The sequence below is a fragment of the Longimicrobium terrae genome, assembly GCF_014202995.1.
Classification (GTDB): Bacteria; Gemmatimonadota; Gemmatimonadetes; order Longimicrobiales; family Longimicrobiaceae; genus Longimicrobium; species Longimicrobium terrae.
Genome location: NZ_JACHIA010000013.1, coordinates 136,014 through 150,622 on the forward strand (window position 1 = coordinate 136,014; position 14,609 = coordinate 150,622).

A 14,609-nucleotide genomic window follows, 5' to 3' on the forward strand; every position below is an offset into this window, starting at 1 on the left:
TTACGCGCCAGCTTACAACCTTTCAAGGGCGCGGTTATCATCGGTCTGCATCACGGCGCGGCCCCCGTCTTCCCCGGGCCGCATTCCTTCCAGACGCTTCCATGCCGCAACACTTCCGCTCCGCCCTCGCCCGCCATGCGCGGGTACTCGTCTTCGTCCCCTTCCTCTCCGCCGTGGGCTGGCTGGGCCTGCGCGAACTCGCGGCCCGTCCATCCGCACCCGCGCGACCGGCCACCAGCGCGGAGCACGCGGTTTCATCCGCTTCCCGTTCTGACAAGCGGCATGCGGCCCCGCGGGCAGGCACGGCCGCGAGCGGGACGGCGGCTGCGTTCGCGCCGCCCACGCCGCCCGTGCCGCCCTCCCCGCTCCCCGTGCTCAGCGAGGTGGTGCGGATGGCGTACCGCCAGGTGCTGGACCGCGATGCGACGGCGGCGGAGATCACGGCGCGCGTGTCCTGGATCTCCACCGGGGGCGGAACGGTGGCGGCGCTGGTGGCGGATCTGGCGAAGTCGGCGGAGTACCAGGCGGCGTTCGTGACCGGCCACGGCGCCGACGTGGCGGTGGACTCGCTGTTCCGCCACCTGTGGGACCGGCCCGCCACCCCGGCGGAGGTGACCAAGTGGAGCCCGCGGGTCACGGCCGGCAACTACCGGCAGGTGGTGGACTCCATTCAGGCGGACTGGTACCCGGCGGAGCAGTTCGGGCGCGACGCGGTGCCCGGCCGCCCCGTGACGCACTGGGACTCGCGCGCGCCGGTGATGGTGGTGCCGGGCGCGGGGACGGACGCCTCGCGCGGCCAGTGCCTGAGCGCGCCGGCCGGCCTGGACGGCGTGTACGAGTGCGGCGAACTGCGGGTGGCGCACGCGCTTCCCGCCGTCCGCGTGCTGAACCGCAGCCGCGCCCCCACGCTTCTGTACGGCAGCGACCAGGCGCACCCGATTCCCACGTTCGGCGTCTACGTGACGCCGCCGACGGGGCGTGCCGCGCTGACGCAGGTGACTGTGCGCGTTCACACGGGGCGCAGCATGCCGGAGGCGGGGGTGCTGCAGGCGCAGGCCACCTGGCCGGGGAGCAACTTCACCCCGGGACAGACCAGCCACGTCTCGCTGAGCTACAACGCGCTCGAACAGAACACGGGCGTGTACGACTACTTCCTCGTGGTTACCGCCACCTACGCGGACGGACAGACGCAGGACTGGATCCGGCGTGGACGGTTCGCGATCGTGAACCGCCGGAACAGCCCGTTCGGCCGGGGCTGGTGGCTTGCCGGGCTGGAGCAGCTGGTGCTCTCGCCCAGCAACAACGGCTACAAGGAGATCCTGTGGGTGGGCGGGGACGGGAGCACGCGTCTGTACCAGCAGGGTCCGCTGGCGCGCGACAACGGGATCTGGGTGGCCCGCAACCCGGGCGGGCGGCCGGACACGCTGCGCACGAACACCACCTACCAGGACGCGGCGTACGTGCGGCGGCTGCGCAACGGCGCCAGCATCTACTACAGCGCGGACGGCAGCCACATCGCCACCGTGGATGTGCTGGACCGGCACACGCACTTCTGGCACGACTCCGGACGGCTGCAGGCCGTGTTCACGCCCACGGGCGTGGGCTACCTGGCCCACAAGCCGCCGTTCCGCTTCTACTACGACGCGAACGGCCGCCTGAACCGCGTGACCTCGCCCGACCTGGCGGGCAACGCGGCCCGCACCGTCACGCTGGGTCCGGACGCAACGGGGCGGCAGCTGTGGATCAAGGATCCGGGCGTGCCGGCGCGGCAGTTTCAGTACGGTGAAAACACCGAGCCCGGCCGGATGACGCGGAGCATCAGCCTGCGCGGCACCACGACGCGCTACGAGTACGACTGGGGCGCCGAGCTGTCCCGCGCGACCGTGTGGATGGGCGACCCGGCAAAGGACATCGGGTACGTGTACTACAACGCATCCACGCGCGGGACCCCCAACATGGGCCCGCCCGTCCCCGCCGCGCAGGTCATCACCACCATCGACGGGCCGCGCCAGAACGCGGCGGACACCACGCGCTTCTGGCTGGACCGGTGGGGCGGGCCGGTGGCGGCGCAGGACCCGCTTGGGGCTGTGACCACCGTCACCCGCGGCGATACCCGCTTTCCCGCGCTGCCGACGGAAACGGTGGCGCCCAACGGACTGCGCTCCACGGCCGAGTACGACGCGCGCGGCCGGGTGGTGTCGACGCAGGTGATCAACCCGCTGAACGACGGGCGGAACTCGCGGACCACCGTGCTCTACGACGACACGTGGGACGCGCCGGTGCGGCTCGCCCGATACGAGGTCTCGTCGACCGGTGCCCTGACGCAGCTGGTGGGCAAGGACACCATGGCGTACGACGCGGCGACGGGGAACCGGCTGTGGCAGCAGCTGGGGAGCGACGCCGGGCGGCGGGTGAACTACGGGTACTATCCCGCGGGCAGCGCGTTCGCCGGGATGCCGGCCACCGTGCGCACGCCGTCCAACGTGGAGCACGGGGTGATGGGCGACTCCATCTACTACGACGGGGTCGGGAACATGGCCTCGACGGTGAGCCCCACCAAGATCCGTACCGAGTACGTGAACGACGGCCTGGGGCGCCCGTGGGTGACCAAGAGTCCGGTGGACCCGGCGAATGGCCTCTTCCGCCGCGACAGCGTCGTGTACGACTCGGCGGGCCGCGTGGCGCTGACCGTCAGCCGCGGGCCGGCGCTGTCCATGGTCGTCGGCGATCCGGCCTACAGCGCCCCGTGGACCACGCCGGAGGAACGCCTGTTCGTGGAGAACGTGTACAACACGTATGGCGAGTTGGCGACGGTGCGCCGGTGGGCGGTGCCCGACACCGCGCACGTGGGCGTGTTCTCCACCGGCTTCGAGTACGATCCGGCGGGTCGCAAGACGGTGGAGATCGCCGCGGACGGAAAGCGTGACTCCACGGAGTACGACAACGCAGGCAACGCGGTGGCGGTCACCAACCGGCTCCGGTACCGCATCACGATGACGTACGACGCATTGAACCGGCTGCGTACGCGCACCCTGCCGGCCACGAGGACGAATCCGCGCTACGTCGATTCCGTTGGATACGGAAAGGCCTTCAATTTTCCGATCTGGGGAACGGACGCCTCCGGGAACGCGACGGCGGCGGGCCAGACGATCACCATTCCGGGTGACGTGGAGCGGTTCGACTACGACCTGGCCGGCAACATGGTGCACGCGGCCAACCGCGACGCCATCGTGCGGCGGGGCTACAACCCCAACGGTTCCATCTCCGGCGATACGCTGGTCATCGGGACGTACGCCACACGCGACACCACGCAGCACGTGTACGGCCTGCGGTACGCCTACGACATGGCGGGGCGGCGGACGGACCTGATCCACCCGTCCACGCTGGCGCCGGCGAGCGGATGGACGGTGCACAACAGCTACGACCCGGTGACCGGCGCGCTGGCCTCGGTGACGGACCCGGTGGGGATCCACCAGTTCGCGTACAACATCGCCGGGCAGAAGACGGGGGAGCTGTACCCGAGCACCGCGCAGGAGGTGTACACGTACGACGCCGAGAACCGGCTGCGCACGCGCAGGCTTACGATTCCGGGAATCGGCGCGCTGGACGACGACACGATGGCGTACGACGTGCGCGGCAAGCTGGCGCACGTGAACCAGCGGATCGGCGAGGTGACCAACTTCTACTCGGGGCTGGGGAGCCTGGCGTGGTCGCGCTCGTCGCCCGACGGCACCAACTACATGGAGCAGGGCTATGTGCAGGACGCGCTGGGCAACGCGGCCGTGGTGCAGAAGTACGACTACACCAAGGTGGAAGTGCCCGCCCTGCACGTGACCCGTCACGACTACGAGCCCGGAACGGGGCGGCTGCGCTTCCAGTCCGGCGCGCCGGGCGCGGGCGCGGCGATCACGTCGGCGACGAGCGCGCTGTTCGACTCGGCGGGGAACACGGTGTTCAGCACGGACACCCGCCCGTACAGCGGGATCGCGAACTCCCGCCGGCTGGAAGGCAAGGCCTCCCACTACGACGCCGCCGGCCGGCTGCGCATCGTGGACATGCAGGCCTGCGCCATGACCGCGGTCGTGACGTCGATCCCGTACTTCCTCTTCATCCCGACGGGGCCGGGGCACTCGGAGATGCGCTGCTACTCCATGCGCTCGGGCGAGGGCTCGGCGTTCGAGGAGTACCGCTACGACCCGCTGGGGCGGCGGGTGCTGGTGCGCAGCCGTGAGCATTGCGAGATCGGCTGCCGGGAATCGCTGGTGCGCACCGTGTGGGACGGCGACCGGATTCTGTGGGAGATCCGGACGGGTGGGGAGAATCCGGAGCAGGACGTGACTCCCAGCAACCAGCTTGCGCCGTACCAGATTAGCACGGGGCGGGTGGCGTACACGTTCGGAGACGCGCTGGACCATCCACTGGCGGTGCACCGGTTCGACTACCGGGACTCGCTGTTCACGCGGTACGACACGGTGCCGGCGCCGCTGCCCATGCAGCCGCTGACCATCTACCCGCACACGAACTGGCGGGGCGACTACCAGATCGGCACGTTCATCACGGGCGAGACGCAGCGGTGCGCGCGCGTGCCTTCGCAGCCGGGCGACAACGAGACGGTGGACGGATATGTGCCGGGCGGGCCGGGCAACATCAATCCCACGTACCTGTACTGCCTGGCCGCGGTGCAGTGGGCGGGCAAGTACATCTGGCTGGACCACAGCGTGCGCGCGATGCCGCCGGGCAACCCGGAGTTCTGGGTGGGGAGCCTGGTGCACAACAAGCGCGACCTGTCGGGCAACCTGTACATGCGCAACCGGTACTACGATGCGCAGGCCGGCCGCTTCAGCCAGGAAGACCCCATCGGCCTCGCAGGCGGGCTGAACGCGTACGGATTCGCGAACGGCGACCCGGTCAGCTACTCGGATCCGTATGGATTGCGCGGCGACACTCTAGTGATTGTAAGTGGGGGGGCTGAACTGGAAGCGGCACGAAGTGCTTCGCCTACCATAGACCGTCAAATGAGAGAGATCGAGGCCAGCAGCAAATACGTCGAGTTCCGTGTCGGATCACTTCCGGCATCCTGCGCGGGCTTCGCGGGGGGGTGTTGGGATCCTACTCCGGTCGCCGGGCACGGGGAAGGTGGAACCGTTACGGTCAACCCGGCAGATTTCGCATCGATCTCCCAGAGCGATGGGGTACCTTTCACATTCCCTGCAGCTGCCGGACACGAATTCGCGCATGTACTTGGCTGTGCTTCCGAGCCGTGCGCGCGGCAGACGGAGAACACGGTGCGTGGCGAAACGAATATCCCCAGAGTACCTGTGAATCCCTGATGAAGAAAGAACCATGAAGAACGCAGTCGTCTTGCTCGCGTCCACGCTGATGGCGTTTCAAGCTCCGACAGCCATACACGGCCAAGTCCTGGTTCCGGAGGAGGTTTCTGCGATGTTGAGGCCGCAGATCGCCGCGGATCTCACGCTCTATGAGGCCGCGTCAACCCGTCTTGATGGAACCGGAAGTCTGCGGGTGGAATTGGTTCAGCCGATGGGGAACCAGTTGGTGTTGTGGCGGGGCAGCCTGCCGGCGGATCATTCCAAATGGTACCTGATTGCGGCTGATTCCAGCCGCGCGTTTCGTCTGGGCGGATTCTCAGAGCCCGACGTGGCAGAGTTCGTGTCTCAGGTGGCACCCCCGCCGAGATCCCGCGAAGAGGCAGATGCGCTTGGCCGGACAATCGCGCGCGTGCTCGATCCGCATGGTGGCGCAGAAATCGTCTACGCAGCGGACGCTGCAACCGACGAGCGGACGGCGGCTTTGCTGCGCACATGGGCGGGGAGGCGCCCTCAAATCTGGCCCGGTGACACTACCTTGGTGTTTGCATCAGGCACCCTTGTACGCGTAACGGTGCTGACGCGTAATACGCGCGCGATCAGCATGCCGTGGACTGCGCGCCTGTACACAATCGTATTCGCCCAAGACGGTCGGCTGATTGCCTGGTCTGCAAGGAACAGCGAGGTGTTCACGGTTCACTCGACCTTGTGAAAGTCGGCGGCGCGGTCAGTCGAGAGCATGAGACAGCCAGCAAGGGCGGCTCATTGCATCACTTGCTCACCCGGTTGCGCGGCCAGTTCTGCACGAGGTGAAACGGCAATCCCGGAGCGACTCTGATCTGGTACGGTGGGTGGCTGACAACGACGATCTTCTCCCGCACGTTCTCATGGGTGATGTTAGCCGCTTCGTTCTAGAACTGTACAAGGAAAGCCTCGATGGGGTAAATAACGGGGGTGAGACTCTCGATGCGCTGTTCGCCGTGATGGAACGGGGGGCAGCGTTCGGATCAGAGTATGTGAAAGAAGTGATCTCGGTCTCGTTTTTTGGAATACATTGCCGACGAACTCATTGCCTCGAAGGAGTTCATGTCCTTCTTGAGACCGGCGTTGAACAGGGAGTTTCAGCCCATACTGGAATGGATCCAAGCTGACTCGGTGTCACCCGAAACGCCGGTGTGATTGGCACGTGTCCTGTTCGGCTTGGTCTATGTATTGGTGGGCCGGCAATCGGCGCGACTCCCTTGAAAGATACCCGATCCGGTGTGCTGACCAGTACACCGGATCGGGTATGTCTATGATCGCGGCAAAAGCCAGGCGCGCTTACTACCACGGTTTGCAGCTACAGGTGTCGCCACGCTACTCCTGCGTTGCGCGACTGCGAGGTCCGCGTCGGTACCCGCGGCGTTGGCTGATGGTTGACACCGTCTTTCGGACCTAGCGTCCGTACACGTTCGGAAAGGCGCTGGACCATCCGCTGGCGGTGCACCGGTTCGACTACCGGGACTCGCTGTTCACGCGGTACGACACGGTGCCGGCGCCGCTGCCCATGCAGCCGCTGACCATCTACCCGCACACGAACTGGCGGGGCGACTACCAGATCGGCACGTTCATCACGGGCGAGACGCAGCGGTGCGCGCGCGTGCCTTCGCAGCCGGGCGACAACGAGACGGTGGACGGGTATGTGCCGGGCGGGCCGGGCAACATCAATCCCACGTACCTGTACTGCCTGGCCGCGGTGCAGTGGGCGGGCAAGTACATCTGGCTGGACCACAGCGTGCGCGCGATGCCGCCGGGCAACCCGGAGTTCTGGGTGGGGAGCCTGGTGCACAACAAGCGGGACCTGACGGGCAACCTGTACATGCGCAACCGGTACTACGATGCGCAGGCCGGCCGCTTCAGCCAGGAAGACCCCATCGGCCTTGCGGGCGGGCTGAACGCGTACGGGTTCGCGGCGGGGGACCCGGTGAGCTATTCGGATCCGTATGGACTCTGCGCATGGGCGATCAGCGGTGAGGCTGTCCTGCAATGCACAGATCCGGATGGCTCACGAGCTTTGGTATCTGCGGGAGAGGATGGTCCTGGCATCGGGACAGTGGTCTGCCTGGGTGGTGCGGCCGTCACAGCCTTGGCCGCACGCCGGGTGGTGACCACCGAACGGCGGATGCGAAGAGCTGAAGACCAGATGCGCCGACAGTGGGAACGCCAGCGGCGGTTACCAGATCTATGCAAACGGCGGCGGTGAGGCTGCTGGTATCGAGTTTACACACGAGAACGAACAGTATTTTGATGCGCTTCGCAATTGGGAAGACATGAAAGAGGACCATACACAAGCCAAGGTGGAGCTGTCGATAACGTCTACTGCCGCTGCCGCTTCTTGCGGGACGGCGCTCATTGCCCCAACACCGTGAGCGCCGCCGTGCCGAGGCTGCCGGGGGATACACCCAGATCGAGGAGGGAGAAAATGAACGGACGTGTCTTTGCTAACGCGGTGGGGCTGTCCTTGAGCATGATTTTTTCGGGATTCGCCGGATCGAGTCTTTACCGCGGCATGATCACGGGACGGAGTTCGCTGGCGATGTTTAGCCTTGGGGTTAGTTGCCTTTTGGGCCTTGCATTCGCAGCGGCCTTCGCGGCTGGGCTACGCAGGCGCACCGGACCCGACCTGCGGCTGGTGTTCGCTGGCTTTTTTCTGGTAGTAACCCAAACTATTCTGGACACCGTCCGGTTCTGAACTGCGCTTAACCCGCTGAAACCTCTAACAGGTACGGACCGGCTCCATGTTGGTCCGTACCTGTATTGGTGCATCAGGCGGAACAGCAGCCGTGCTGTTGCGCGTGATGCGGGCACGGCGAGGTGAGTGGTGCCGATATATGCCGAGATGCGTCCCAGGCTGGGATGACATCACCGGAGAGCATCTTTAAGCCATCGTTTGGCTTTTCAGCGATGATGTTCGGGGATGCGCTGGACCATCCGCCGGCGGTGCACCGGTTCGACTACCGGGACTCGGTGTTCTCGAAGTACGACACGGGACCGGCGCCCATCAGCATGCAGCCGCTGACCATCTACCCGCACACGAACTGGCGGGGCGACTACCAGATCGGCACGTTCTCCACCGGTGAGACGCAGCGGTGCGTGCAGGTGCCTTCGCAGCCGGGCGACCACGAGACGGTGGATGGATATGTGCCGGGCGGGCCGGGGACCATCAACCCCACGCTCCCGTACTGCCTTGCGGCGGTGCGGTGGGCTGGCAACTACGTCTGGCTGGATCACAGCGTGCGCAAGGCGCCGCCGGGGACGGACGGATTCTGGGTGGGGAGCCTGGTGCACAACAAGCGGGACCTGACGGGCAACCTGTACATGCGCAACCGGTACTACGACGCGACGGCCGGTCGCTTCAAGCAGGAAGACCCCATCGGCCTCGCGGGCGGGCTGAACGCGTACGGGTTTGCGAACGGTGATCCGGTGACCTACTCGGATCCGTATGGGTTGTGCCCGGTGTGCGTTGGCGCCGCAGTCGCGTTGCTCAGTGTTCCGAATGGCCGAACGGGCGATGCGGTACTGGATGATCCAGCCAAGAGGCGACCAATGGAGGCTGCATTCAACAATGCACCGCATGACGAAGGTGGATACGCTCTTGAACAGGGTGCGTCCTGCAGCGTGGCGGGGGGATGCCTCCCCGGCCAGAACGCAACGAGAGAAGACATTCGAATTCCCGTAAATCGTAATACCACATATGACTACCATACACACGGGAATGTTGGTCTAGATAGGGAAAGCGGCATCCCTGGAGATAAGTACACCCGCGGCCCAAGCGACACAGACGTTAGCGGAAGTGGAGCTTATGTAGGATTGGGTATCATGCCGACAACCTACATCATCGATGATAAATATATTTACAGGCTAACGCCGTCTCGGGACGGTTCTGTCACCATGACAACCTACCACCGGTTTGTGATCCCGAGAGGTCCCGATAACCCGAATCCACAGGATTACTGATGAGAACCCAGATTATGGATCGGTCAGGCCCATACCGCCAACATTGCAAGTTTCTGGCAGCGTGCGTAATCGTCTCGATGAGCGGCTGCTTAAGCATGTCGAGAGGGGATAGGTCACCCGCATCGCAGGGCTATCTGGTCCCGGGACCTCACGCTGCTCACGCCTTTGGAATACCCCCGTCTGATACGCTGGGCGAGGCCGTTGACCAACGAGTACCGGAAGCGGTTCGGCAAGCTTCCGCCGATTACGCTCGCATTGTTCACGCGCGTCCAGAATGTACGCGGTTCTTTGAAGGCAATCAGATATACGTAGCTCTCTTTACTGCATTCTGCGGGGATAGACTGGGGAAAGAAACGGATTCCAGGCCGTTGGCAGCATTCCGGAGTGACGGAGTTCGGGTTGCCGCAATTTCCTGGCAGACAGTCAGGGGCGTGGCGGAGGTTGTTCCCTTCCGAAGGCTCTGAGTCAGGGTGCCGTTTGTGTCGTAAAGGAAACTCCCCCATCCCCCCCTGCCTTTGCGGGGCATGATTTGTTGCCACGAACCATTGCGGAGGCGGGAGCGCACGGGGAGCCCGGTTGACCTCCGCGACAGTACGTTCGCGCAGCACGACACCGCCGTTGCCGCGTTAGACCCGCTGACCAACCACCCGCACACCAACTGGCGGGGCCGATTGCCAGATCGGCACGTTCATCACGGGCGAGACGCAGCGGTGCGCGCGCGTGCCTTCGCAGCCGGGCGACAACGAGACGGTGGACGGGTACGTGCCGGGCCGGCCAGGCAACATCAATCCCACGTACCTGTACTGCCTGGCCGCGGTGCAGTGGGCGGGCAAGTACATCTGGCTGGACCACAGCGTGCGCGCGATGCCGCCGGGCAACCGGAGTTCTGGGTTGGGGAGCCTGGTGCACAACAAGCGCGACCTGTCGGGCAACCTGTACATGCGCAACCGGTACTACGATGCGCAGGCCGGCCGCTTCAGCCAGGAAGATCCCATCGGCCTCGCCGGCGGGCTGAATGCGTACGGGTTTGCGGCGGGCGATCCGGTGAGCTACAGCGATCCATATGGGTTGTGTGCGGATCGACTCTACAAACGAAGGGGCTTGCTGGGGTTGTTTGGAGTCGGTGAGAAAACGTGTCCCGGCGGGCTTTCTCACCAAGAGTACGACATTACTTTCGCAGCGCTGAATACGTTGGTACCGGGCTCTGAAACTACCAGATTGTTCCACATGCTAGACCATGGAGGCATCCGCAGGGTTGAAAGAACTTGGCGGGGCCGACCCGCAGAGGCTGACTACAAGCGTGGCAGGATCAACGTGATGTACGGGTTTTTCGATGGAAAACAGCCCGGTTCTCTGACCGGTTATAACACACCTGGAGAACGTGGATGGGTGCTTGGTCACGAACTTGGGCATATTTTCCAGTATGAGACGGGCAAGCTCGTCCAACATGCCGATAACCCTGCGATTCCGAGTAACCGGGCGTACATCTTAGGTCTGTTTCGGGACCAGTCGCAGAACGGTGAAAATGCTTTGCTGCAGGGCGACGCTAACCTTGTTGGGTGTCGAATTGCACGTCAGCCCGGTCTTTGGGGGCCACATGTCTGCTAAAGGCGAGAGAAAGGAGTCGGATGAAATTTAGGTTGATCTATGCTGCCGGTCTGATGGCACTGATTGCGCTTGCGAGTTGCCTCCCTGCGCCGGCGGGGCGTGGTGTCATGGGTCCCGCGATCGGGCCCACGAAGCGGGACTCCGTCGGCGGAACGAGACAGGTGTTGTATGGTTTGACCAGGGTTGTGGATCTTCAGGCTCGCTCAACGGGTGAACTCCCGGTCACGTTGGAGTCGACGACGCAGCCCATTGTTGCAGAGTTGATGTTCGACCCGTGGGGGCAGGCGGTGCGCTACATCCCACGGGGGAAGCAGTTCGAGGTGCGGTCCAGCGGCTCGGACAGGATCTTCGAAACTTCCGATGATGTCATCGCACTTGGGCAGATCGGCCGCAATCAGCCGTGTGTGATCCGAGACGAGTTCCGGACGTGGACGGGTGCGGGGTATGAGCCGCCTTGCGGTCCCAGTGCGATCATCGTGCTGCTGCAGTGCCCCCAGCTGACCTCCCCGTCGTCGAGGGATGACGAGGCTCCGGCATCTTCCCGGGATTCCGTGCAACTCATGGGGTTGCGGCTGGTTCGGATCGCTCGCGGGATCGACGCTGCCGGGCGTGATCTGGGTGGACTCCCGCTGACGCTCCGCGCTGTTGCGAGTGCCAGCGCACTCAACATGGATGAGATCGGTGACATCTGGCGACGCCCGCTCCGATACCGTCCGAACAATCGGGACTATGAGGTACGTTCTGCGGGTCCGGACGGGAACCATGACACCCCCGACGATCTCGTTGTCGAGGGGCACCTTGGGCAGGTCGTGCCATGCTTATTTGTCACCGAGGGCCGTGTAGTCGCTTGTTCGGAGTTGCCTCCGCCCTGCCTAGACGGGTGAGTTTCACCATCCGAGGTTAAAACAATCATGATGTCCATGCCCCGCGCTACCTGACGCGAGGCATCGTACTTCTTTGCCCATGCAGTGTCCTGCCACAGTACTGTAGCAGGGCAGACTACGTTTGGCTGGACCACAGCCTGCGCAAGGCGCCGCCGGGAACGGACGGGTTCTGGGTGGGAGCCTGGTGCACAACAAGCGGGATCTGCCGGGCAATATGTACATGCGCAACCGGTACTACGACGCGCAGGCCGGCCGCTTCACGCAGGAAGACCCGATCGGCCTCGCGGGCGGGCTTTACGCGTTCGGTTCGCGGCGGGCGATCCGGGGAGCTATTCAGACCCGTACGAATTAAAATGCGCAGCCCACCTGTACAGGAAACATGGGCTGCTGGGAGGGCTCGGAATCGGTCGCACGACGTGACTTGGTCGCCTTTCGCATGACCAGTAAGACGACCTCGCCCTTTCGATCAGTCTTCTGGACGGGACCGTGCGCGAGCCTTTGACGGCGATGCTGGACGTGGGCAGATTCGGTTGGTGGGGAACACCAATAATGGTCAACCTGCTGGCTCTCCCAAAGGACGAATCATCGTGACCAGGGAGTTCTTCAATGATGATGGCCCGGCTGGGATACGCAACGGCTGGTCAGCGGGCGTTCATCCTTGCTCATGAGTATGGCCATCAAGTTCAAAGACGAAACCGAGGTCTGGTCTACCTGGACATGTGCCCTGGGACGAGCATCGGAAACAATTTCAATGCCGCCAGGGAACTCCCCGTTCCGAGTGGTGGCAGAGGGACGCGAAATATCCTTGGATGCATTCACTCTGGCGCCGCTCAACGCGGAAACTGGCAAACGATACGCAACCAGTTGGGAATCCCGTAAAATCCTCCGCGAATATGCGCCTTCGGATGTGCTCCGCCCGAATCTCCGAGCAGATTGCCAGCAGGATGTTGAGGCGCGGGACAGGCATCATCGGGCTTCTTGCAGGTGCAGCGGTGGCGGCCTGCGGGACAGGAAGGGGCAGCCGAGTTTCAGATGACCTTGGTGCGTTGTACACCCGACAGGACTCCGTTTGGCACGCGGGATGGCGGCTCTACTCGCTCGTCGGGGTGATTGATCGTGTTGGCCGTACGGCGGGTTCACTCCCGCTTACGCTCTACGAAATCCGAGACGAGCGAGTAAGTATCCTGAATGACCCTTGGGGAAGAGAGTTCCGGTATGCACCAACCGGGACCGCCTTCGAACTCCGGTCGGCGGGCAGTGATGGCGCCTTTGATTCCGGTGATGACATCGTTGCCCTTGCTCGTTTGGGACGGGCATTCCCCTGCGAACTGCGCGACGAACTGCAGACCACTCGCTATGAACGGATTGCTCCCCTTTGTGCCACCGGAGAGGGTACAACAGTATACCGGCTCTGCCCGGCACTGAACGAGTCCGATCGGCCGGAGCGAATCGTCCCTGCGACTCAACGCGACTCAATTTCGGCAACCGGGCGCCGGCTCGTACGGGTTGCACGGGCAATCGATGGCTACGGCAGAGAAATCGGAACGTTGCCCGAGACTTTCCGCGGCCCCGGGATTGGCCACAGGGACGACCGCGGCGAACTGCCGGATATGTGGGGGACAATAGTACGGTATGTCCGCGCAGGTACAGCGTTTGAGCTTAGGTCCGCAGGTCCGGATCGCATTCATGGCTCCGCGGACGACATTGCCGTGAGCGCGACCCTGGGGAGCAGCATTCCCTGCCTTTTCCGGACCCAGTGGGGTGATGAGCAGTGCTGGGAAGCGCCGCCAGCGTGCTAGCAGGCTCGTGTGGGAACCGGAGCGGCTCGCGAAAAGAACACTAGAAAGGAACTTTTTCGGTTCACATTCGCGTAATTACGCCAGTAATGCTCGTGGATGGTGACGTGAATCCGTTCTGTCTACTACCATTGAGCGACCGATCATCAGCAAAGGGGGGTATACACGTTCGGGGAGGCGCTGGGCCCTCCTCTGGCGGTGCACCGGTTCGACTACCGGGTTTCGCTGTTCACGCGGTCCGATACGGGTGCGTGCGCCGCTCAGCATGCAGCCGCTGACGATCTACCCGCACACGAACTGGCGGGGCGACTACCAGATCTGCACGTTCATGACGGGCGAGACGCAGCCCTCATTCTCCGCCGCGGTCCGCATTGGCGGGTACGTTGACATCGCTCTCCAATACTCTGAGCCGAAGTTTCTGGGGACGTGTGGGAGGTTTGTGGAGCATTTCGGCTCAATCCAATGCCCCCTGAACGCTGCGCTGCGGACTGATGAGGCTGCCGAGGCGCAATACGCTGTCTCCTCATCACAATGACAACACTGGATCCGTACATCTACGCCGCCGCAGCTGCAGCCGGTCTGCGGTCAGGGGACTACACGGTGCTCGTTCCGGGAACGGACGCACACAGCCAAGCCGAGGCATGCCTGACATCCAGGTTCCCGATCGCGGAGTGGGGACGAGTTGACTGGTCCAGAGTCAGCCACAGCATCTGCCGACCTTGGGAATCGCTCGAGTCTGCAAGCCTGCTGGTCAACGAGATCGCCGCGCATGTGCCACTGAAAAAAGAAAACGCGTACGTCATATGGACAAACGCGTTACGCCCCATACTTCACGTCCCGGTCCGGGCTCTAAGGAGTAACCTGTTACCGCTCATGGAGATAGACTGGGATATGTGGATTGTTGATGATGCCGGAAAGTGGTGCATCGAGGTGTACCATGAAGGCGAACTCTGTTTCGGATCATCGCCGGCTCCAGATGCATGGTGACGGACGGAGTG

The 14,609-nt window shown here is 63.9% G+C and carries 8 protein-coding genes; all 8 read left to right on the forward strand.

The genetic code is table 11. The features are described from left to right. The first annotated feature begins 101 nt into the window (after positions 1-101). The gene (locus HNQ61_RS18935) at positions 102-5,330 is read left to right on the forward strand and encodes an RHS repeat-associated core domain-containing protein (protein WP_170032114.1); all 5,229 of its coding nucleotides are present in this window, start codon (positions 102-104) and stop codon (positions 5,328-5,330) included. Between the two features lie 13 nt (positions 5,331-5,343). Then, a complete protein-coding gene (locus tag HNQ61_RS18940) occupies positions 5,344-6,039 on the forward strand; it encodes a hypothetical protein (protein WP_170032112.1) in 696 nt (231 codons plus the stop codon). 139 nt (positions 6,040-6,178) lie between these two features. Then, positions 6,179-6,478 carry a hypothetical protein gene (locus tag HNQ61_RS18945; protein ID WP_170032109.1) on the forward strand — a complete coding sequence of 100 codons (300 nt, stop codon included), beginning with the start codon at positions 6,179-6,181 and terminating at the stop codon, positions 6,476-6,478. Positions 6,479-6,807: 329 nt separating this feature from the next. Beyond that, positions 6,808-7,569, forward strand: a complete 762-nt coding sequence (locus tag HNQ61_RS29655; RefSeq protein ID WP_205761194.1) for an RHS repeat-associated core domain-containing protein — start codon at positions 6,808-6,810, stop codon at positions 7,567-7,569. A 653-nt stretch (positions 7,570-8,222) separates the two neighbouring features. Continuing rightward, positions 8,223-9,323: an RHS repeat-associated core domain-containing protein gene (locus HNQ61_RS18955; RefSeq protein ID WP_170032106.1), complete on the forward strand. Its 1,101-nt coding sequence runs from the start codon at positions 8,223-8,225 to the stop codon at positions 9,321-9,323. A gap of 720 nt (positions 9,324-10,043) precedes the next feature. Continuing rightward, positions 10,044-10,931, forward strand: a complete 888-nt coding sequence (locus HNQ61_RS18960; protein ID WP_205761192.1) for an RHS repeat-associated core domain-containing protein — start codon at positions 10,044-10,046, stop codon at positions 10,929-10,931. 1,068 nt (positions 10,932-11,999) lie between these two features. Continuing rightward, on the forward strand, positions 12,000-12,167 hold the full coding sequence (locus tag HNQ61_RS18965) for an RHS repeat-associated core domain-containing protein (protein ID WP_170032103.1): 168 nt from the start codon (positions 12,000-12,002) through the stop codon (positions 12,165-12,167). A gap of 1,975 nt (positions 12,168-14,142) precedes the next feature. After that, complete coding sequence (locus HNQ61_RS29865; protein WP_420816049.1) at positions 14,143-14,598, forward strand: CDI toxin immunity protein; 456 nt, start codon at positions 14,143-14,145, stop codon at positions 14,596-14,598. Positions 14,599-14,609: the final 11 nt, after the last annotated feature.

Coding starts and splice junctions, on each gene's coding strand:
- HNQ61_RS18935 (WP_170032114.1), top strand. CDS start 102: ATGCCGCAACACTTCCGCTCCGCCCTCGCCCGCCATGCGCGGGTACTC.
- HNQ61_RS18940 (WP_170032112.1), top strand. CDS start 5,344: ATGAAGAACGCAGTCGTCTTGCTCGCGTCCACGCTGATGGCGTTTCAA.
- HNQ61_RS18955 (WP_170032106.1), top strand. CDS start 8,223: ATGACATCACCGGAGAGCATCTTTAAGCCATCGTTTGGCTTTTCAGCG.
- HNQ61_RS29865 (WP_420816049.1), top strand. CDS start 14,143: ATGACAACACTGGATCCGTACATCTACGCCGCCGCAGCTGCAGCCGGT.